Below are 20,642 nucleotides of genomic sequence, written 5' to 3'. Positions count from 1 at the left end.
CGTGTCATTGATCGCTTCCGACCAATTCCGCATCGTTGTCGGCCTCGGCAAGAGCGGCATGTCCCTGGTTCGCTTCCTGGCGAACCGGGGCATTGCCTTTGCGGTCGCCGACACCCGTGAGCAACCGCCGGAACTGGAAACCCTGCGTCGTGATTATCCGCAGGTGGAAGTGCGCTGTGGTGAACTGGACGTGGACTTCCTGTGCCGCGCCAACGAACTGTACGTAAGCCCGGGCCTGGCACTGGCCACCCCGGCGCTGCAGCAGGCGGCAGCACGTGGCGTGCAGCTGTCCGGTGACATCGAGCTGTTTGCCCGCCATGCCAAGGCGCCGATCGTGGCGATCAGCGGCTCCAATGCGAAAAGCACCGTCACTACCCTGGTCGGCGAGATGGCCGCCAAGGCCGGCAAGCGCGTGGCCGTGGGCGGCAACCTGGGCACCCCGGCGCTGGACCTGCTGAGCGACGATGTCGAGTTGTATGTGCTGGAACTGTCGAGCTTCCAGCTGGAAACCACCGACCAGCTCAACGCCGAAGTGGCCACCGTGCTGAACATCAGCGAAGACCACATGGACCGCTACAGCGGCCTGCCGGCCTACCACCTGGCCAAGCACCGGATCTTCCGCGGTGCCCGCCAGGTCGTGGTCAACCGCCAGGACGCCCTGAGCCGGCCGCTGCCGGTGGAAGGCCGCCCGTGCTTCACCTTCGGCCTCAACCAGCCGGACTTCAAGGCTTTTGGCCTGCGTGAAGTCGATGGCGAAAAGTACCTGGCGTATGAATTCCAGACGCTGATGCCGGTGCGTGAGCTGAAGATCCGCGGCGCCCACAACCAGAGCAATGCCCTGGCGGCCCTGGCCCTCGGCCATGCCGCCGGCCTGCCGTTCGCGCCGATGCTCGAAGCTCTGCGTGAATTCAAGGGCCTGGCTCACCGTTGCCAGTGGATCCGTGAGCGCAACGGCGTCAACTGGTACGACGACTCCAAGGCCACCAATGTCGGTGCTGCCCTGGCGGCGATCGAAGGCCTGGGCGCGGACATCGATGGCAAGCTGGTGCTGATTGCCGGTGGCGACGGCAAGGGTGCCGATTTCGCCGCCCTGCGCGAGCCGGTCAAACGCTTCTGCCGCGCGGTAGTGCTGCTTGGCCGTGATGCCGAACGCCTGGCCGATGCCCTGGGCGATGGCGTGCCGCTGGTGCGGGTGAAGACCCTGGATGAGGCTGTTCAGCAGTGCGCCGGGCTGGCCCGGCCAGGCGACGCGGTGTTGCTGTCGCCGGCCTGCGCGAGCCTTGACATGTTCAAGAACTTTGAAGAACGCGGGCGCCTGTTCGCCCAGGCGGCGGGAGGGCTGGCATGATCTTCGGCGTCCTCAAGCCGTACCCCTCGCCGCTGATCAGCGGCCGTGGCGTCGACCTCGACTTTGCCATGCTGGCCGGTTGCCTGGCGCTGCTGGGTCTGGGCCTGGTGATGATCACCTCGGCGTCGTCGGAAGTTGCCGCCGTGCAATCGGGCAACCCGCTGTATCACATGTTCCGCCATCTGGTGTACGTGTTGCTCGGCCTGGGCGCCTGTGGCGCGACGATGATGGTGCCGATCGCCACCTGGCAGCGCATGGGCTTCATGATGCTGATCGGCGCCTTCGGCCTGCTGGTGCTGGTGCTGGTGCCGGGGATCGGCCGTGAAGTGAACGGTTCGATGCGCTGGATCGGCTTCAGCTTCTTCAACGTGCAGCCTTCGGAAATCGCCAAGGTCTTCGTGGTCATCTACCTGGCCGGCTACCTGGTGCGCCGGCAGACCGAGGTGCGCGAAACCTGGATGGGCTTCTTCAAGCCGTTCATCGTGCTGCTGCCAATGGCCGCTCTGCTGCTGATGGAGCCGGACTTCGGTGCCACCGTGGTGATGATGGGGGCTGCCGCCGCGATGCTGTTCCTCGGCGGGGTGGGGCTGTTCCGCTTCAGCCTGATGGTGGTGCTGGCGGTGGCTGCGGTGTTCATCCTGGTGCAGGCGCAGCCGTACCGGATGGCGCGTCTGATCACCTTCACCGACCCCTGGTCCGACCAGTTCGGCTCCGGCTACCAGCTGACCCAGGCACTGATCGCCTTCGGTCGCGGCGAATGGCTGGGCGTCGGCCTGGGCAACAGCGTACAGAAGCAGTTCTACCTGCCTGAAGCACACACTGACTTCGTGTTCTCGGTACTGGCCGAAGAGCTCGGCGTGGTCGGCTCGTTGGTGACCATCGCGCTGTTCGTCTTCGTCACCATTCGCGCCCTGTACATCGGCCTGTGGGCGGAGAAAGCCAAGCAGTTCTTTGCCGCCTACATGGCGTTCGGCCTGGCGTTCCTGTGGATCGGCCAGTTCCTGATCAACATCGGGGTGAACGTCGGCCTGCTGCCGACCAAGGGCCTGACGCTGCCGTTCCTCAGTTATGGCGGCTCATCGCTGGTGATCTGCTGTGCCTGCGTGGGGTTGCTGCTGCGCATCGAGTGGGAGAGCCGCACGCACCTGGGCAGCGAGGAGCATGAATTCAAAGAGAGCGATTTTGCCGAGGAGACCACTCATGGCCGCTGACGGCAAGAACGTGCTGATCATGGCGGGCGGCACCGGGGGCCACGTCTTCCCGGCCCTGGCCTGCGCCCGTGAATTCCAGGCCCGGGGTTACTCCGTGCACTGGTTAGGTACCCCGCGTGGCATCGAGAACGAACTGGTGCCGCAGGCCGGCCTGCCACTGCACCTGATCCAGGTCAGCGGCCTGCGTGGCAAGGGCAAGCTGTCCCTGCTCAAGGCGCCATTCACGCTGTTCAAGGCGGTGCTCCAGGCACGCCGTATCGTGCGTGAACTCAAACCGGTGTGCGTGGTTGGCTTCGGCGGCTATGTGACCGGCCCGGGCGGCGTTGCCGCACGGCTATGCGGTGTGCCGCTGGTGATCCACGAGCAGAACGCCCGTGCCGGCACCACCAACCGTCTGCTGTTGCCGCTGGCGGCGCGTGTCTGCGAAGCCTTCCCGGCGACCTTCGACGCCAGCGACAAGCTGCGTACCACCGGCAACCCGGTGCGTCCGGAGCTGTTCATGGACGCCGTGCGCGCGCCTCTGGCCGAGCGCCGCGCGCGGCTGCTGGTCATGGGTGGCAGCCTGGGTGCGGAACCATTGAACAAATTGTTGCCTAAGGCCCTGTCCGAAGTGCCGGCGAACCTGCGCCCGGAGGTGTTTCACCAGGCCGGCAAGCAGCATGCGCCAGCGACTGCCGAGCGTTACCGCGAGGTGGGGGTCGAGGCCCAGGTCGAACCGTTCATCAAGGACATGGCCCATGCCTATGGCTGGGCCGATATCGTGGTCTGCCGGGCCGGTGCCCTGACCGTCAGCGAACTCGCCGCGGCGGGCCTGCCCTCGATGCTGGTGCCCTTGCCCCACGCAATCGACGACCACCAGACCTACAACGCCCAATATCTGGCCCGGGAAGGCGCTGCCTTCCTCATGCCACAAGCGACAACTGGCGCAGCGCAACTCGCTGAACGCCTGAACGAGGTGCTGATGCAACCCGAGAAACTCAACACCATGGCAGGTACCGCACGGCGCCTGGCCAAACCTGCTGCAACCAGCACCGTGGTCGATATCTGCCTGGAGGTGGCCCATGGTTGAAAGCCAGAAAGCCATGCCCCAGCCAAAGATGGGCCGCATCAATCGCATCCACTTCGTCGGTATCGGCGGCGTGGGCATGTGCGGCATCGCAGAAGTGCTGCTGAACCTGGGCTACCAGGTATCCGGTTCCGACCTCAAGGCGTCGCCGGTGACCGAGCGCCTGGAGTCGTTCGGCGCCGAGATCTTCGTCGGCCACCGCGCTGAAAACGCCGCCAATGCCGATGTGCTGGTGGTGTCCAGTGCCATCAACCCGGCCAACCCGGAAGTCGCCACCGCTCTGGAACGTCGAATTCCGGTGGTGCCGCGTGCCGAGATGCTCGCCGAGCTGATGCGCTATCGCCACGGCGTGGCGGTTGCCGGTACCCATGGCAAGACCACCACCACCAGCCTGCTGGCTTCGGTATTCGCCGCCGGCGGCCTGGACCCGACCTTCGTCATCGGTGGGCGCCTGACCGCTGCCGGCACCAATGCACAGCTGGGCACCAGCCGTTACCTGATTGCCGAAGCCGACGAAAGCGATGCCAGCTTCCTGCACTTGCAGCCGATGGTCGCCGTGGTCACCAACATCGACGCCGACCACATGGCGACCTACGAAGGCGACTTCAACAAGTTGAAGAAAACCTTCGTCGAGTTCCTGCACAACCTGCCGTTCTACGGCCTGGCCGTGATGTGCCTGGACGACCCTGTCGTGCGCGAGATCCTGCCGCAGGTCAAGCGCCCGACTGTCACCTACGGCTTCAGCGAAGAGGCTGACGTGCGTGCCATCAACGTGCGCCAGCAAGGCATGCAGACCCACTTCACGGTGCTGCGCCGCGATTGCGAGCCACTTGAGGTGTCGGTGAACATGCCCGGCAACCACAACGTGCTCAACGCCCTGGCCACCATCGCCATCGCCACTGACGAAGGCATCAGCGATGACGCCATCGTCCAGGGCCTGTCCGGTTTCCAGGGCGTAGGCCGGCGCTTCCAGGTCTACGGCGAACTGCCGGTCGATGGCGGCAGCGTGATGCTGGTCGACGACTACGGTCACCACCCGACCGAAGTGGCTGCGGTGATCAAGGCCGTGCGCGGTGGCTGGCCGAGCCGCCGCCTGGTGATCGTCTACCAGCCGCACCGCTACAGCCGTACCCGCGACCTGTACGACGATTTCGTCCAGGTGCTGGGCGATGCCAACGTGCTGCTGTTGATGGAGGTCTACCCGGCCGGCGAAGAGCCGATCCCCGGTGCCGACAGCCGCCAGCTGTGCCACAGCATCCGCCAGCGCGGCAAGCTGGACCCGATCTACATCGAACGTGGCGCCGAACTGGCACCGCTGGTCAAACCGCTGCTGCGCGCCGGCGACATCCTGATCTGCCAGGGTGCCGGTGACGTCGGTGGCCTGGCCCCGCAACTGATGAAAAGCCCGCTGTTCGCTGGCGCCAAGCAGGAGAAGTCGAAATGACCAGCGCCTACGAACAACTGCATTCGACCCTGGACGTGAAAGCGTTCGGCCGTGTAGCCGTGCTGTACGGCGGCAAGAGCGCCGAGCGTGAGGTGTCGCTGAAGTCCGGCGCCGCGGTAATCGACGCGCTGACCTCCGCCGGTGTCGACGTGGTCGGCATCGATGTCGGTGACGACCTGCTGGTGCGCCTGCAGCACGAAAAGATCGACCGCGCCTTCATCATCCTCCATGGCCGTGGCGGTGAAGACGGCAGCATGCAGGGCCTGCTGGAGTGCCTGGGCATCCCCTACACCGGCAGCGGCATCCTCGCTTCGGCCCTGGCCATGGACAAGCTGCGCACCAAGCAGGTGTGGCAGAGCCTGGGTATTCCGACGCCGCGTCACGCGGTGCTGGCCAGCGAACACGATTGTGTTGCCGCCGGTACGGAACTGGGCTTCCCGTTGATCGTCAAACCGGCCCATGAAGGTTCCAGCATCGGCATGGCCAAGGTGAACAGCGTGGAAGAGCTGGTCACCGCCTGGAAGGATGCCGCCCGTTACGATTCGCAAGTTCTGGTCGAGCAATGGATTCACGGCCCGGAGTTCACCATCGCCGTGCTGCGTGGCCAGGTGCTGCCACCGATCGCCCTGGGCACTCCGCACGTGTTCTACGACTACGACGCCAAGTACATCGCCAATGACACCCAGTATCGCATCCCGTGCGGTCTGGACAGTGCCAAGGAGCAGGAACTGATCGACCTGACCGCGCGGGCCTGCGATGCCATCGGCATCGAAGGCTGGGGCCGGCTGGACGTGATGCAGGACGAGCAAGGCCGGTTCTGGCTGCTCGAAGTCAACACCGCACCCGGCATGACCGACCATAGCCTGGTGCCCATGGCGGCCCGCGCGGCCGGCCTGGACTTCCAGCAACTGGTGCTGGCGATCCTGGCTGAAAGCGTGAAGACGCGAGGTTAACCATCATGCAAGGCGCAATGATACGTCAGCAGCAACCCGTTACCGGCCGCAGCAAGCCGGTGCCGCGTGGTGCCAGCCGACTGGTGGCCGACGAGCCCGTATCGGCGCGCCTGCCGCGGCCCAGCCTGGGCGGCCTCAAGCGCCTGTTGTGGCCGCTGGTGCTGGTGGCTGCAGGCTTTGGTGCCTATGAGGGCGCCATCCGCCTGATGCCATATGCCGACCGCCCGATCACCAAGATCGACGTGCAGGGTGACCTCAGCTACATCAGCCAGCAGTCGGTGCAGCAGCGCATTGCGCCCTATGTGGCGGCGAGCTTCTTCAGCGTCGACCTCACCGCGATGCGCGCCGAACTCGAACAGATGCCATGGATCGCCCACGCCGAAGTGCGCCGCGTGTGGCCCGACGAAGTGGTGATCCGCCTGGAAGAACAGCTGCCGGTGGCGCGCTGGGGTGACGAGGCCTTGCTCAACAACCAGGGCCAGGCCTTTACCCCGCGCGAACTGGCCAACTATGAGCACCTGCCGCAGCTGGCCGGGCCGCAGCGCGCTCAGCAACAAGTCATGCAGCAATATCAGGTATTGAGCCAGATGCTGCGCCCCATGGGCTTTTCCATCGCTCGCCTGGAGCTGCGCGAGCGGGGCAGCTGGTTCCTGACCACCGGTGCGAGCAGTGCCGGGCCGGGTATCGAGTTGCTGTTGGGGCGCGACCACCTGGTGGAGAAGATGCGCCGTTTCATTGCCATTTACGACAAGACACTCAAAGAGCAGATCACCAATATCGCCCGCATTGATCTGCGTTACTCCAACGGACTTGCCGTTGGTTGGCGGGAACCGAACGCACCGACGACGGCCCAATCCGCCGTTGCGAAGAATTAGAGAGAGGCAGGACCATGGCAAACGCGCATAGCGGCAAAATGATCGTCGGGCTGGACATCGGCACCTCCAAGGTGGTGGCGCTGGTGGGTGAAGTGGGCGAAGACGGCACCCTCGAGATCGTGGGCATCGGCACCCATCCATCCCGCGGCCTGAAGAAGGGCGTGGTGGTGAATATCGAATCGACCGTGCAGTCGATCCAGCGCGCGGTGGAAGAAGCCCAGCTGATGGCTGGCTGCCGCATCCACTCGGCGTTCGTCGGCGTGGCCGGCAACCACATCCGCAGCCTGAACTCCCACGGCATCGTCGCCATCCGCGACCGTGAGGTGAGCGTCGCCGACCTCGAGCGCGTGCTCGATGCTGCCCAGGCCGTGGCCATTCCGGCTGACCAGCGCGTGCTGCACACCCTGCCGCAGGACTACGTGATCGACAACCAGGAAGGCGTGCGCGAGCCGCTGGGCATGTCGGGCGTGCGCCTGGAAGCCAAGGTTCACGTGGTCACCTGCGCGGTCAATGCGGCGCAGAACATCGAGAAGTGCGTACGCCGCTGCGGCCTGGAAATCGACGACATCATCCTCGAGCAGCTGGCCTCGGCCTACTCGGTGCTGACCGACGACGAGAAAGAGCTGGGCGTGTGCCTGGTGGACATCGGTGGCGGCACCACCGACATCGCCATCTTCACCGAAGGTGCGATCCGCCACACCGCGGTCATCCCGATCGCTGGCGACCAGGTCACCAACGACATCGCCATGGCCCTGCGTACGCCGACCCAGTACGCCGAGGAAATCAAGATCCGCTACGCCTGCGCCCTGGCCAAACTGGCCGGCGCCGGTGAGACCATCAAGGTGCCGAGCGTGGGCGATCGCCCACCGCGCGAGCTGTCGCGTCAGGCCCTGGCCGAGGTGGTGGAGCCACGTTACGACGAGCTCTTCACCCTGATCCAGGCCGAGTTGCGCCGCAGCGGCTACGAGGACCTGGTGCCAGCGGGCATCGTCCTCACCGGCGGCACCGCGAAGATGGAAGGTGCCGTGGAACTGGCCGAGGAAATCTTCCACATGCCGGTACGCCTGGGCGTACCGCACAGCGTTCGGGGGCTGAGCGACGTGGTGCGCAACCCGATCTATTCCACCGGCGTGGGCTTGCTCACCTACGGCCTGCTCAAGCAGTCCGAGGACATGGTCCTGACCGGTAACAGCAACAGCAGCAGCAACAGCTATGGCGATGAACCGAAGGCCCCAGTGCTTGAACGCTTCAAGCGGTGGGTCCAGGGCAACTTCTAAGTTTCAAAGCAGTAGTGGTAGGCGCGACAACTAGAGAACTGTAAGGAGAGGGAAAATGTTCGAGCTCGTAGACAACGTCCCGCAAAGTCCGGTCATCAAGGTGATCGGTGTTGGCGGTGGCGGCGGCAACGCCGTCAACCACATGGTGAAGAGCAGCATCGAAGGCGTCGAGTTCATCTGCGCCAACACCGATGCCCAGGCGCTGAAAAACATCGGCGCACGCACCATCCTGCAACTGGGTACCGGCGTGACCAAAGGTCTGGGTGCCGGCGCCAATCCGGAAGTCGGCCGTCAGGCCGCGCTGGAAGACCGTGAGCGCATCGCCGAGGTGCTGCAGGGCACCAACATGGTGTTCATCACCACCGGCATGGGCGGCGGTACCGGTACCGGTGCGGCGCCGATCATCGCCGAAGTGGCCAAGGAAATGGGCATTCTCACCGTTGCTGTGGTGACCCGTCCGTTCCCGTTCGAAGGCCGCAAGCGCATGCAGATCGCCGATGAAGGCATCCGTATGCTGGCTGAGAGCGTCGACTCGCTCATCACCATCCCCAACGAGAAGCTGCTGACCATCCTGGGCAAGGATGCCAGCCTGCTGTCCGCCTTTGCCAAGGCTGACGATGTGCTGGCCGGTGCCGTTCGCGGTATCTCCGACATCATCAAGCGCCCAGGCATGATCAACGTCGACTTCGCCGACGTGCGTACCGTCATGGGTGAAATGGGCATGGCGATGATGGGTACCGGCTGCGCCAGCGGCCCGAACCGTGCTCGCGAAGCTACCGAGGCTGCAATCCGCAACCCGCTGCTCGAAGACGTCAACCTGCAGGGCGCCCGCGGCATCCTGGTGAACATCACCGCAGGTCCAGACCTGTCGCTGGGTGAATACTCCGACGTGGGTAGCATCATCGAAGCCTTCGCCTCCGACCACGCCATGGTCAAGGTCGGTACCGTGATCGACCCTGACATGCGTGACGAACTGCACGTGACCGTGGTTGCCACGGGTCTGGGCGCGCGCATCGAAAAACCGGTCAAGGTGGTCGACAACACCCTGCAGACTGCACAGCAGGTGTACGAGGCTTCCAACCCGGCACCGGTCCGCCAGGAGCAGCCAGCCGTCAACTATCGTGACCTCGAGCGCCCGACCGTGATGCGCAACCAGGCCCACGCAGGTGCCGCTGCGGCAGCTAAACTCAACCCTCAGGATGATCTGGACTACCTCGATATCCCAGCCTTCCTGCGTCGTCAGGCCGATTGATGGAATTTATCAGGGGTATAAGGGTGATTGGTGTTCAGCAAAGGCCGGGTCTGTTATCATCCCCAGCCTTTGTTGATACCTGTTCGCATTATTTGCGCTGAAGCGGCCAATGCCATGATTAGACAACGCACCCTGAAGAATACCATCCGTGCCACGGGCGTCGGCCTGCACTCCGGGGAGAAGGTCTACCTGACCCTCAAGCCTGCGCCTGTCGACACCGGCATCGTCTTCCGTCGCGCCGACCTTGACCCTGTGGTCGAGATCCCGGCGCGTGCGGCCAACGTCGGTGAGACCACCATGTCCACCACGCTGGTCAACGGTGACGTCAAGGTCGATACGGTCGAGCACCTGCTCTCCGCCATGGCGGGCCTGGGCATCGATAACGCCTACGTCGAGCTCTCCGCCTCGGAAGTGCCGATCATGGATGGCAGCGCCGGTCCCTTCGTATTCCTGATTCAGTCTGCCGGCCTGGAAGAACAGGACGCAGCCAAGAAGTTCATCCGCATCCTGCGTGAAGTGACAGTGACGGAGGGCGACAAGAGCGCCACCTTCCTGCCATTCGACGGGTTCAAGGTGAGCTTCGAGATCGACTTCGATCACCCGGTCCTCAAGGGCCAGACCCAGAGTGCGGTCGTCGACTTCTCCAGCACCTCGTTCGTGAAGGAAGTCAGCCGCGCCCGTACTTTCGGCTTCATGCGTGACATCGAGTACCTGCGCAAGCACAACCTTGCGTTGGGTGGCAGTGTCGAGAACGCCATCGTGGTCGACGAGACTGGTGTGCTCAACGAAGACGGCCTTCGTTCCGATGACGAATTCGTCAAGCACAAGATCCTCGACGCCATTGGCGACCTTTACCTGCTGGGCAACAGCCTGATCGGCGAGTTCAAGGGCTACAAGTCCGGCCACGCGCTGAACAACCAGCTGCTGCGCAAGCTCATTACTGAAACCGATGCCTGGGAAGTGGTTACGTTCGAAGATGCCAGCACGGCACCGATCTCGTACATGCGCCCTGTTGCGGCTGTGTAAGTTCGAACACTCTCTAGTTCATTAAGGCCACCTTCGGGTGGCCTTTTTTATTTTCAGGGCTTTTCCTTGCATTTGGCGTGGCTGGCCAACCGCTCCAGGGCAGCTCGCAGCTTGGGGTCGGCGATACCCTCGGCGGAGTCGCGGATGCTCTCGGCAGCGTTGTTCGACAGCTCGGTCATGTTGCCGCCGCGCTTGGCCGGCACCAGCGGTGGCTGCACCTTGTACTGGATGCGCTGCAGGTTGCCGAAGGCTTCCAGGGCCTGCAGCTGGCGCTGCAGACGTTTTTGCTGGTAGCGCAGGCGAGTCGCCCAGTGACCGTCGGTCACCACCAGCAACAACGTGCCATCGCGCCAGGAGGCCACATGGCAGTGCTCGCGGGCAGCCGGCTGCAGCTGGCTTTCCAGCAGGCGCTGCAGATGCGCCAGGCGTTCGGCCTGGTTCAGCAGCAGGCGCAGCGGGCGGTTCTGGCGCAGCAGGGTGGCGGGCGGCTGGGCGGGGGAGGGTTTGTAGGCCATGGCGGTGTGCATGAGGTGACAAGTGGGCAGTCTAGCATCCCCGTCGCCTGAGCTGGCCTCTTCGCGGCTAAGTGTCATTCCCGCTACGTTTCATCAACCCGCGGGTTGAACTCAGGGAAAATGCCCCTATCTTAGAAAAGCCCCCGCCAAAGCGCTGTGCCAGCATCGTGGCAATCGACCACTTTCCTCACCATCGTTTCCGGGTAGAATGCTCGTTCGCATGCGGCCTCAGGGCTGCACGGGCGACTCATGGGGCCGCCCTCCATCCCTACGTGTGGAAGATCCTGCCGATATGTTTGCGCCTTTGTTAAAAAAACTTTTTGGAAGCAAGAACGAGCGTGAAGTCAAACGCATGCTCAAGACGGTAGCTATCGTCAATGCCTTCGAAGAGAAGATGGTGGCCCTCTCCGATGAGCAACTGCGGGCCAAGACCGCAGAGTTCAAGGAGCGCCTGGCCAAAGGCGAGACGTTGGACCAATTGCTGCCCGAAGCCTTCGCCGTGGCCCGTGAGGCTGGCAAGCGTGTGATGGGCATGCGCCACTTCGACGTGCAGCTGATCGGCGGCATGACCCTGCACGAGGGCATGATCGCAGAAATGCGTACCGGTGAAGGCAAGACCTTGGTCGGTACCCTGGCCGTTTACCTCAATGCCCTGTCCGGCAAAGGCGTGCACGTGGTCACGGTGAACGACTACCTGGCCCGTCGTGACGCCAACTGGATGCGCCCGCTGTACGAATTCCTCGGTCTGTCCGTAGGCATCGTCTCGGCGTTCCAGCCGCCTGAAGAAAAACGCGCTGCCTATGCCGCCGACATCACCTACGGCACCAACAACGAATTCGGTTTCGACTACCTGCGCGACAACATGGCGTTCAGCCAGGAAGAGAAGTTCCAGCGTGAACTGAACTTCGCCGTGATCGACGAAGTCGACTCGATCCTCATCGACGAAGCGCGCACTCCGCTGATCATCTCCGGCCAGGCCGAAGACAGCTCCAAGCTGTACATCGAGATCAACCGCCTGATCCCGCGCCTGACCCAGCACATCGAAGAAGTCGAAGGCCAGGTCACCCAGGAAGGCCACTTCACCATCGACGAGAAGAGCCGCCAGGTCGAGCTCAACGAAGCCGGTCACCAGTTCATCGAAGAGATGCTCACCCAGGCTGGCCTGCTGGCCGAAGGGGAGAGCCTGTATTCGGCGCATAACCTGGGCCTGCTGACCCACGTCTACGCCGGCCTGCGTGCGCACAAGCTGTTCCACCGCAACGTCGAGTACATCGTCCAGGACGGCCAGGTCCTGCTGATCGACGAGCACACCGGCCGTACCATGCCCGGCCGTCGCCTGTCCGAAGGCCTGCACCAGGCCATCGAGGCCAAGGAAAACCTGAACATCCAGGCCGAAAGCCAGACCCTGGCTTCGACCACCTTCCAGAACTACTTCCGTCTCTACACCAAGCTGTCCGGCATGACCGGTACCGCTGACACCGAGGCGTTCGAGTTCCAGTCGATCTACGCCCTCAACGTCATGGTCATTCCGCCGAACAAGCCACTCGCGCGCAAGGACTTCAACGACCTGGTGTACCTGACCGCCGACGAGAAATACGCCGCGATCATCGCCGACATCAAAGAGAGCATGACCCAGGGCCGCCCGATCCTGGTGGGTACCGCCACCATCGAAACTTCGGAGCACATGTCGAACCTGCTGAAAAAGGAAGGTATCGACCACAAGGTACTGAACGCCAAGTACCACGAGAAAGAAGCGGAAATCATCGCCCAGGCCGGCGCCCCGGGTGCGCTGACCATCGCCACCAACATGGCCGGCCGTGGTACCGATATTCTGCTGGGCGGTAACTGGGAAGCCGAAGTGGCTGCGCTGGAAAACCCGACCCCTGAGCAGATTGCCCAGATCAAGGCCGACTGGCAGAAGCGTCACCAGCAGGTGATTCAAGCCGGTGGCCTGCACGTGATCGCCTCCGAGCGCCACGAGTCGCGCCGTATCGACAACCAGCTGCGTGGCCGTGCCGGTCGTCAGGGCGACCCGGGTTCGAGCCGCTTCTACCTGTCGCTGGAAGACAGCCTGATGCGCATCTTCGCCTCTGACCGGGTGAAGAACTTCATGAAGGCACTGGGCATGCAGTCCGGCGAGGCCATCGAGCATCGCATGGTCACCAATGCCATCGAGAAAGCGCAGCGCAAGGTCGAAGGCCGCAACTTCGACATCCGTAAACAGCTGCTTGAATACGATGACGTGGCCAACGAACAGCGCAAGGTGATCTACCACATGCGCAACAGCCTGCTGGCGGCCGAGAACATTGGCGACACCATCGTCGAGTTCCGCCAGGAAGTGCTGGACGCCACCATCAGCCAGCACATCCCGCCGCAGTCGCTGCCGGAGCAGTGGGACGTGGCCGGCCTCGAAGCTTCGCTGGCCAGCGACTTCGCCATGAAGCTGCCGATCCAGCAGTGGCTGGACGAAGACGATCACCTCTACGAGGAAACCCTGCGCGAGAAGCTGCTGAACGAGATCACCAGCGCCTACACCGAGAAGGAAGACCAGGCCGGTATCGAGGCCCTGCGTACCTTCGAGAAGCAGATCCTGCTGCGCGTGCTGGACGACCTGTGGAAAGACCACCTGTCGACCATGGACCACCTGCGTCACGGTATCCACCTGCGGGGTTATGCACAGAAGAACCCGAAGCAGGAGTACAAGCGCGAGTCGTTCGCGCTGTTCCAGGAATTGCTCGAGTCGATCAAGCGCGACACCATCCGCGTGCTGTCGCACGTTCAGGTGCGTCGCGAAGACCCGGCCGAAGAAGAAGCCCGCCTGCGCCGCGAAGCCGAAGAGCTGGCCAGCCGCATGCAGTTCCAGCATGCCCCTGCGCCAGGCCTTGAAAGCGAGCAATTGAGCGAGGAGGGCGCTGAAGTGGCCGTGGCCGCTGCCCCGGTGCGCAACGACCTGAAGCTGGGCCGCAACGAGCCGTGCTGGTGTGGTTCGGGCAAGAAATTCAAGCATTGCCATGGTCAGATCGAGTGACCTGAGCTGACTGTTGTATCGTGACAACCTGGGGGCCGCATTGCGGCCCCCTTTTTCCATATTCACCGCTTTTCTAGGAGCGCTCTAATGGCTGTTGGTCTTGGTCCTTTGCCCACCCTGCACCCGGTTCCGGGTTTTGAACTCGGTATTGCTTCTGCCGGCATCAAGCGTCCTGGGCGCAAGGATGTGGTGGTCATGCGCTGCGCCGAAGGCTCCAGCGTGGCTGGCGTGTTCACCCTCAACGCCTTCTGTGCAGCTCCCGTGATCCTCTCCAAGCAGCGTGTGCAGGGCACCGTGCGCTACCTGCTGACCAACACCGGCAATGCCAACGCCGGTACCGGCGCGCCAGGCCTGGCAGCTGCCGAACGTACCTGCGCCAAGCTCGCCGAACTGACCGGCGTGCCTGCCGAGTCGGTGCTGCCGTTCTCCACCGGTGTGATCGGTGAGCCACTGCCGGTCGAGAAGATCGAAGGCGCGCTGCAAGCCGCATTGGACAACCTGTCGGAAAACCACTGGGCTGAAGCCGCCACCGGCATCATGACCACCGACACCCTGCCCAAAGGTGCCAGCCGCCAGTTCCAGCACGATGGCGTGACCGTCACCGTCACCGGTATCAGCAAAGGCGCGGGCATGATCCGCCCGAACATGGCCACCATGCTCGGCTACATCGCCACCGACGCCAAGGTCGCTCCGGCCGTGCTCAAGGACCTGATCCTCGACGGCGCCAACAAGTCGTTCAACCGCATCACCATCGACGGCGACACCTCGACCAACGACTGCTGCATGCTGATCGCCACCGGCAAGGCCAACCTGCCGGAAGTCACCGAAGCCAGCGGTGCGCTGTTCGAAGCGCTGAAGAAGGCCGTATTCGACGTGTGCATGGAAGTGGCCCAGGCCATCGTCCGTGACGGCGAAGGCGCCACCAAGTTTGTCACCGTGCAGGTCAATGGTGGTGGCAACCACCAGGAATGCCTGGATGTCGGTTATGCCGTGGCCCACTCGCCGTTGATCAAGACCGCACTGTTCGCTTCCGACCCGAACTGGGGCCGCATTCTGGCTGCCGTGGGCCGTGCCGGCGTGCCAGAGCTGGATGTCAGCCTGATCGACGTGTACCTGGGCGACGTGTGCATCGCCAGCAAAGGCGGCCGCAGCCCGAGCTACACCGAAGCGCAAGGTTCGGCGGTGATGGCCCAGGAAGAGATCACCATCCGTATCGAGCTTGGCCGTGGGCAGTGCAGCGAAACCATCTGGACTACCGACCTGTCCCACGAATACGTGAAGATCAACGCCGAGTACCGTACCTGATTCAAATGGGGCCGCTTTGCGGCCCTTCGCGGATAAATCCGCTCCTACAGGGGGCTCTTTGTAGGAGCGGATTTATCCGCGAAAGGGCTGCAAAGCAGCCCTGAAATCCGCAGATACATGGAGCCGAACCATGAGCTATCAACTGATCATCGGCGACAAGCTGTATTCTTCCTGGTCGCTGCGTGGCGCCCTGGCCCTCGAGCTGGCTGGGGTGCCCTACGAAGAAACGCTGATAAAGCTGAACCAGCCCGACACCCGCAAACGCATCCTCGAATTCTCCGCCACTGGCAAGGTGCCGCTGCTCAAGACCGAGCACGGTGTGATCGCCGACTCCCTGGCCATCGCCGAGTACCTCAACGAACGCCACCCCGAGGCCCAGCTGTGGCCGGCAGATGTTGCCGCGCGTGCCCAGGCCCGCTCGGCCTGTGCGCAGATGCACAGCGGCTTCTTCGCCCTGCGCGGCGCCATGCCGTTCGACCTGACCCGTGACCAGGCGCTGGATAACATCCCGCTGGACGTGCAAGTGGACATCGACCGCATCGTCGCGCTGTGGTCCGAATGCCGCCTGGTGGCCAAGGACAGCGGCCCCTTCCTGTTCGGCAAGCCGACCTTGGCCGATGCCTTCTTCGCCCCGGTGGCGGTGCGCCTGCGTAGCTACCGCGTGGAAGTGCCCGCCGAGGCAGCCACCTATATCGAGACCATTTACCAGTGGCCGGCCTTCCAGGCCTGGCAGCAAGCTGGCCTGGCGGAGCGTGCAGGTTGAAACGAATTCATGTAGTCGCCGCGGTGATCCGCGGCAATGACGGGCGCATTCTGATTGCCCGCCGCGCTGATACCCAGCACCAGGGCGGCCTGTGGGAGTTTCCGGGTGGCAAGGTGGAGGAGGGCGAGGGCGTCGAAGCGGCGCTCGCCCGCGAGTTGCGCGAAGAGCTGGGTATCGAAGTGACCCGTTCGCGGGCGCTGATCAAGGTCAGTCACGACTACCCGGACAAGCAGGTGCTGCTGGATGTCCGTGAGGTCGATGCGTTCATCGGCGAGCCCCATGGTGCCGAGGGCCAGCCGCTGGCCTGGGTCGCCCCGCGGGATCTGGCACAGTACGAATTCCCTGAAGCCAACAAGCCGATCGTCGCGGCTGCGCGCTTGCCGGATCAGTACCTGATCACGCCGGATGGCCTGGAAGTGCCGCAGATGCTCAAGGGTATCCAGAAGGCCGTGGCCAACGGTATTCGGCTGATTCAGCTGCGCGCCCCGGACATGTACGACCCCAAGTACCGCGATGTGGCGGTGGACGCGGTCGGGCTGTGCGCCGGCAAGGCGCAGCTGATGCTCAAGGGGCCGCTGGAATGGCTGGGCGACTTCCCGTCCGCCGGCTGGCACCTGACCGCTGCGCAGCTGCGCAAGTACGCCGCCAAAGGCCGCCCGTTCCCCAAGGAACGCTGGCTGGCTGCTTCGTGCCACAGTGCCGAAGAGCTGGCGCTGGCCGAGCAGATGGGCGTGGATTTCGTCACCCTGTCGCCCGTGCAGGCAACCCAGACCCATCCCGAGGCGGTGCCGTTGGGGTGGGATGAGGCGCAGCGACTGATTGCCGGGTTCAACCAGCCGGTTTACCTGCTGGGCGGGGTTGGGCCGGGTGAGCGGGAGAAGGCCTGGGAGGCCGGGGCACAAGGTGTAGCCGGGATTCGCGCATTCTGGCCAGAGGCCTGAGTAATTGGGGCCGCTTTGCGGCCCATTCGCGATATCAGCCCTCAGGCTTTTCCGCAGGCTGCCACAACACCTCTGCAATACCCTGCCGCCGCCCAATGATCCGTGCCGCCACAAACAGCAGATCCGAAAGCCGGTTGATGTAAGCCAACCCGACCCCCTCCAGCGGCTCCAGCGCATTCAACTGCTGGCATCGCCGCTCCGCACTGCGCGCCAGGCTGCGGCATACATGGGCCTGCGCCACCAGCGCCGAGCCACTTGGCAGGATGAAGTTCTTCAGCGGCCCCAGTTCTTCGTTCCATACATCGATGGCCGCTTCGAGCCGCTCCACCTCAGCCTGGTTCAAGGCCTGGTAGCTGGGCATCGCCAACTCGCCACCAAGGTCGAACAAGCGATGCTGGCATGGCGCCAGAACACGGCTCACCTCATCCAGCTTGTGCTCATCCAGGCCGGCCAGTAGCAGCCCGAGCTGGCTGTTGAGGCTGTCCACCTCACCAATCGCCTCGACCCGTGGGTGGTCCTTGGGTACCCGTCGCCCGTCGCCCAGGCCGGTTTCGCCCTTGTCGCCAGTGCGGGTGTAGATCTTCGACAGGCGATAGCCCATGTCATGCCTCCGTGTGGGTCGGCGCAGCCGCTGGCGGCTGGCCGAGGGGCAGGCGCAGGGTGAAGCAGGTGCCCTGGCCGGGCGTGGACTGCACTTCCATCTGCCCCTTGTGGTTGTTGGTGATGATGAAGTACGAAACCGACAGCCCGAGCCCGGTGCCCTGGCCGATCTCCTTGGTGGTGAAGAACGGCTCGAAGGTGCGCTTGCGAACGGCTTCGGGCATGCCCACGCCGTTGTCCTCGACCTGGATCTCGGCCCACGGCGGATTCAGCTTCGTACGCAGGATGATGCGCCCTGGCTCGCTGGGCTGCGGCCGCTGATGGATGGCCTGGGCGGCGTTCTTCAGCAGGTTCAGCAGCACCTGCTCCAGCTCGTTGGCGGTGCAGGGCACCGGGCCCAGGTTGGGGTCGAACTGGCGGATGATAGCCTGGCCCTTGAAGTCGAAGCCGATGGTCAGGTCGAAGTCGTTGCTGGCGATCTCCACGGCCTGGTCGATCAGCGCCGGCAAGTCGCAAGGCGCCAGCTGGCGGTTGCTGCGACGGCTGAAGCTGAGCATGTGGGTGACGATCTTCGCCGCGCGAGCGCCGGCTTGCTGGATGCCGTCGAGCAGTTGCGGCACTTCACGGTTTTCCAGATAGCGATTGACGTTGGCCAGGTCGATGCCCAACTCACTGGCCTGTTCCTGGTTGCGCGGCAGCTCTGCCGAGAGGCGTCGGCGTATGTTCTGCACGTTGTGCAGGATCGCGCCCAACGGGTTGTTGATTTCGTGGGCCATGCCGGCTGCGAGGCCGCCGACGGAGAGCATCTTCTCCGATTGCACCATCATTTCTTCCAGCGACAGGCGCTGGGTGATGTCGTCGATACGGATGACCACGCCGCGCCCACCGCCGCCCATCAGCGGGTAGAAAGTCAGGGCGTAATGGCGCAGGTCGTCGCCCTTGGGCCAGGTGACCCGTTCGATTTTCGCCACCCGGTGTTTTTCGACGCTTTCCTTGAGCTGTGGCAGAAACGGCTTGAGTGGCTCGAAGGCGATGAAGATCGGCTGGTTCAGCGCTTCGTCCAGCGGCGTGCCGGAGAGCACCGTGGCCTCGTGGTTCCACTGTGTGACATAGAGTTGCTCATCGAGGGCGATCAGCGCCGAGGGCATGGAGTCGATGATGCTGTTGAGGTAGTTCTGAAAGCCCGTGAGCTTCTTCTCGATCTTGCTGCGCACCTGGACTTCCAGCTCCAGCTTGCGATTGGTGTTGCGGGTTTCCTCGGCCAGGCCTTGGGCCTGGTCGTAGGCTGTCTGGAATTCGTCGCGGGTGCGCTTGAGTTGCTGTTCGCGGGCCTCGATACGTGAAAGCATGGTGTTGAAGGCTTCGGCCAGGCTGCCGATCTCGTCGTCGTTGCCGCGGGTAGCGCGCAAGGCATAGCTTTCTTCGCGGGTGACCTGGCGGCTGAGTTCTTCGAGCTGGTTGATCGGCTGGGTGATCAGGCGCTTGATCTGTCGGGCGATGACCAACCACAGCAGGATGCTGAACACCAGGATCGCCAGGCTGGCGCTGAGCGTACCGGTGTAGAACGCCGTGGGCAGTTCGCTGCTGGCCACCAGCAACAGGTGCGCCGGCGGGCTGGCATCGCGGGGGATGCGGATCAGCTGGGTGCTGCGAAACTCCATCAGGCGCCAGCCGTCGATATTGCGGTAGCGCTTGGGCAGGGCCAGTGACTCGCCGTGCTGGAGCTGGGCCAGCATGCGGCCGTCGCCGCCGTAGATGGCCGCGGCGCGTAGCGGCGTGTAGCTGTCCAGCTCCTTGAGCAGGGCCGTGGCGGTCTCGGTCGAGTCGCCGGCGCGGGCCGACAGCTGCGGGTTGGCCACCAGCTTGCCGATGGTCTGCAACGCCTGCGGCGCCATGCTCTCCTGGGTGATCCAGTAGGCGGCGCTGATGAAGGTCAGGTTGGCGACCAGCAGGATGGTCACCAGCAGTACCAGCAGGGCTGCCAGCAGTTTCTGCCCGACCGGGAGGTTTTCCAGGCGTTGGCGCAGGCTCATGGGCAAGGCAATGTCCGTATTGGGTTGACGTCAGGCGCTGGGCAAACCACGCGCTCGCAGGTTATCGACCAGACGCTGGTGCAGGTGTTCCAGCCGTGGCAGCGCCATGCCGTGGCGCTCGGCTGCCCGGCAGGCATGGCCCAGCAGGTAGTGCACTTCGGTACGCCGGCCAGCGCGCACGTCCTGGTACATGGAAGAGTAGTTGGCCGCAGTGGCCAGGATCACCCGGAGCACTTCTTCGTCCAGATCGGCTGCGGCTTCGGGCTGGCCGCAACGGCGCAGCAGCTCGGCCAGCTCAGTGCTCAACGCTTCGACCTCGCCGAGGTGCCCGAGCAAACCACCGTTCTGGCAATCGTGCAGCACGGTCAGCGGATTGATGGCGCAGTTGAGCGCCAGCTTGCGCCACAGGCGGGTAAGGATGTCGACCGTCCATTCGCCCGGAATACCTGCGTCGTTCAGGTCATCGAACCACTCTGGAGGGGTGGGGTTGGCCGTGTCCCCCAGCCAGTTGAAACCATGACCGGCGAAGCGCACCCGCCAGTCGTCCTCGCGGAATGCACCTTCGGTGCTGGAAGCGAAGATGCAGCGGGCGAGTGGGGCCTGGTCGGCGACTTCGTCCTGGCTACCCAGGCCGTTCTGCAACAGCACCAGTTCCGCGCCCTCAGCCAGGCGCGGCGCCAGGCGGGCAACGGCGGGAGCGGCATCGTAGGCCTTGCAGGCCACCAGCAGGCGGTGGATGGGCCCGCCAGATTCGGCTGTTTCGGCCGGGATGGCGTAGCGGCGGGTTTGCTCCTGCTCGGCCAGCGTCAGGCCGCCGGCCTGCTGGTAGGCCTGCAGGCGCTGTGCATCACGCAGGATCAGGCGTACTGCCTTGCCGGCGCGTGCCAGGCGGCAGGCCCAGAGGCTGCCGAGGCTACCGGCGCCGAGAATATGCCAGGTGCTGCTCATCTGCGTTTCGCAACCCGTTATAATGAGCCCGCATTTTAACCCGCTAACACCGACGCG

The 20,642-nt window shown here is 64.0% G+C and carries 17 protein-coding genes; 13 read left to right on the top strand and 4 right to left on the bottom strand.

Annotated features, from left to right (window positions below):
- The first annotated feature begins 1 nt into the window (after position 1).
- The 9 genes from murD (at position 2) to lpxC (ending at position 10,452) form a co-directional block, all read left to right on the top strand.
- The gene (gene murD / locus ACQKPS_RS16120) at positions 2 to 1,348 is read left to right on the top strand and encodes a UDP-N-acetylmuramoyl-L-alanine--D-glutamate ligase (RefSeq protein ID WP_254481330.1); all 1,347 of its coding nucleotides are present in this window, start codon (positions 2 to 4) and stop codon (positions 1,346 to 1,348) included.
- A complete protein-coding gene (gene ftsW, locus ACQKPS_RS16115) occupies positions 1,348 to 2,559 on the top strand; it encodes a putative lipid II flippase FtsW (RefSeq protein WP_254485618.1) in 1,212 nt (403 codons plus the stop codon). Before murD ends, ftsW begins: the two co-directional genes overlap by 1 nt.
- Entirely contained in the window at positions 2,549 to 3,628 is a 1,080-nt protein-coding gene (gene murG, locus ACQKPS_RS16110; protein ID WP_254481329.1) for an undecaprenyldiphospho-muramoylpentapeptide beta-N-acetylglucosaminyltransferase, read from the top strand. The genes ftsW and murG overlap by 11 nt, the downstream gene beginning before the upstream one ends.
- The gene (murC, locus tag ACQKPS_RS16105; protein WP_054884621.1) at positions 3,621 to 5,069 is read left to right on the top strand and encodes a UDP-N-acetylmuramate--L-alanine ligase; all 1,449 of its coding nucleotides are present in this window, start codon (positions 3,621 to 3,623) and stop codon (positions 5,067 to 5,069) included. The genes murG and murC overlap by 8 nt, the downstream gene beginning before the upstream one ends.
- On the top strand, positions 5,066 to 6,022 hold the full coding sequence (locus ACQKPS_RS16100; RefSeq protein ID WP_254481328.1) for a D-alanine--D-alanine ligase: 957 nt from the start codon (positions 5,066 to 5,068) through the stop codon (positions 6,020 to 6,022). Before murC ends, ACQKPS_RS16100 begins: the two co-directional genes overlap by 4 nt.
- A gap of 5 nt (positions 6,023 to 6,027) precedes the next feature.
- On the top strand, positions 6,028 to 6,897 hold the full coding sequence (locus ACQKPS_RS16095) for a cell division protein FtsQ/DivIB (protein WP_427604841.1): 870 nt from the start codon (positions 6,028 to 6,030) through the stop codon (positions 6,895 to 6,897).
- A 14-nt stretch (positions 6,898 to 6,911) separates the two neighbouring features.
- Positions 6,912 to 8,174, top strand: coding sequence for a cell division protein FtsA (gene ftsA, locus ACQKPS_RS16090; protein ID WP_027594020.1), 1,263 nt, complete (start codon positions 6,912 to 6,914; stop codon positions 8,172 to 8,174).
- A 55-nt stretch (positions 8,175 to 8,229) separates the two neighbouring features.
- A complete protein-coding gene (ftsZ, locus tag ACQKPS_RS16085; RefSeq protein WP_003260772.1) occupies positions 8,230 to 9,426 on the top strand; it encodes a cell division protein FtsZ in 1,197 nt (398 codons plus the stop codon).
- Between the two features lie 114 nt (positions 9,427 to 9,540).
- A complete protein-coding gene (lpxC, locus tag ACQKPS_RS16080; RefSeq protein ID WP_054884618.1) occupies positions 9,541 to 10,452 on the top strand; it encodes a UDP-3-O-acyl-N-acetylglucosamine deacetylase in 912 nt (303 codons plus the stop codon).
- A 53-nt stretch (positions 10,453 to 10,505) separates the two neighbouring features.
- Here lpxC and ACQKPS_RS16075 read toward each other — a convergent pair whose 3' ends face one another.
- Positions 10,506 to 10,967 carry a DUF721 domain-containing protein gene (locus tag ACQKPS_RS16075; RefSeq protein WP_254481325.1) on the bottom strand — a complete coding sequence of 154 codons (462 nt, stop codon included), beginning with the start codon at positions 10,965 to 10,967 and terminating at the stop codon, positions 10,506 to 10,508.
- Between the two features lie 292 nt (positions 10,968 to 11,259).
- Here ACQKPS_RS16075 and secA point away from each other — a divergent pair, with 292 nt between their 5' ends.
- The 4 genes from secA (at position 11,260) to ACQKPS_RS16055 (ending at position 17,004) form a co-directional block, all read left to right on the top strand.
- The gene (gene secA, locus ACQKPS_RS16070) at positions 11,260 to 13,995 is read left to right on the top strand and encodes a preprotein translocase subunit SecA (protein WP_283724750.1); all 2,736 of its coding nucleotides are present in this window, start codon (positions 11,260 to 11,262) and stop codon (positions 13,993 to 13,995) included.
- An 87-nt stretch (positions 13,996 to 14,082) separates the two neighbouring features.
- Complete coding sequence (gene argJ, locus ACQKPS_RS16065) at positions 14,083 to 15,300, top strand: bifunctional glutamate N-acetyltransferase/amino-acid acetyltransferase ArgJ (RefSeq protein ID WP_283724749.1); 1,218 nt, start codon at positions 14,083 to 14,085, stop codon at positions 15,298 to 15,300.
- A 130-nt stretch (positions 15,301 to 15,430) separates the two neighbouring features.
- Positions 15,431 to 16,063, top strand: a complete 633-nt coding sequence (locus ACQKPS_RS16060; protein WP_427604837.1) for a glutathione S-transferase family protein — start codon at positions 15,431 to 15,433, stop codon at positions 16,061 to 16,063.
- Positions 16,060 to 17,004, top strand: coding sequence for a Nudix family hydrolase (locus ACQKPS_RS16055; protein WP_254481319.1), 945 nt, complete (start codon positions 16,060 to 16,062; stop codon positions 17,002 to 17,004). The genes ACQKPS_RS16060 and ACQKPS_RS16055 overlap by 4 nt, the downstream gene beginning before the upstream one ends.
- Before the next feature lie 34 nt (positions 17,005 to 17,038).
- Here the strand turns inward: ACQKPS_RS16055 and ACQKPS_RS16050 are convergent, their stop codons facing one another.
- The 3 genes from ACQKPS_RS16050 to ACQKPS_RS16040 are packed head-to-tail and all read right to left on the bottom strand — an operon-like array spanning position 17,039 to position 20,585.
- On the bottom strand, positions 17,039 to 17,605 hold the full coding sequence (locus tag ACQKPS_RS16050; protein ID WP_254481318.1) for a cob(I)yrinic acid a,c-diamide adenosyltransferase: 567 nt from the start codon (positions 17,603 to 17,605) through the stop codon (positions 17,039 to 17,041).
- A gap of 1 nt (position 17,606) precedes the next feature.
- The gene (locus tag ACQKPS_RS16045) at positions 17,607 to 19,637 is read right to left on the bottom strand and encodes a sensor histidine kinase (protein WP_254481317.1); all 2,031 of its coding nucleotides are present in this window, start codon (positions 19,635 to 19,637) and stop codon (positions 17,607 to 17,609) included.
- 30 nt (positions 19,638 to 19,667) lie between these two features.
- Positions 19,668 to 20,585 (bottom strand): putative 2-dehydropantoate 2-reductase, encoded by a 918-nt coding sequence (locus ACQKPS_RS16040; RefSeq protein WP_254481316.1) that lies wholly within the window; start codon positions 20,583 to 20,585, stop codon positions 19,668 to 19,670.
- Positions 20,586 to 20,642: the final 57 nt, after the last annotated feature.

The sequence above is a fragment of the Pseudomonas sp. NPDC086566 genome (genome assembly GCF_050280885.1).
Lineage (GTDB): Bacteria > Pseudomonadota > Gammaproteobacteria > Pseudomonadales > Pseudomonadaceae > Aquipseudomonas > Aquipseudomonas vlassakiae.
This window is presented reverse-complemented; position numbering and strand designations above follow the sequence as displayed.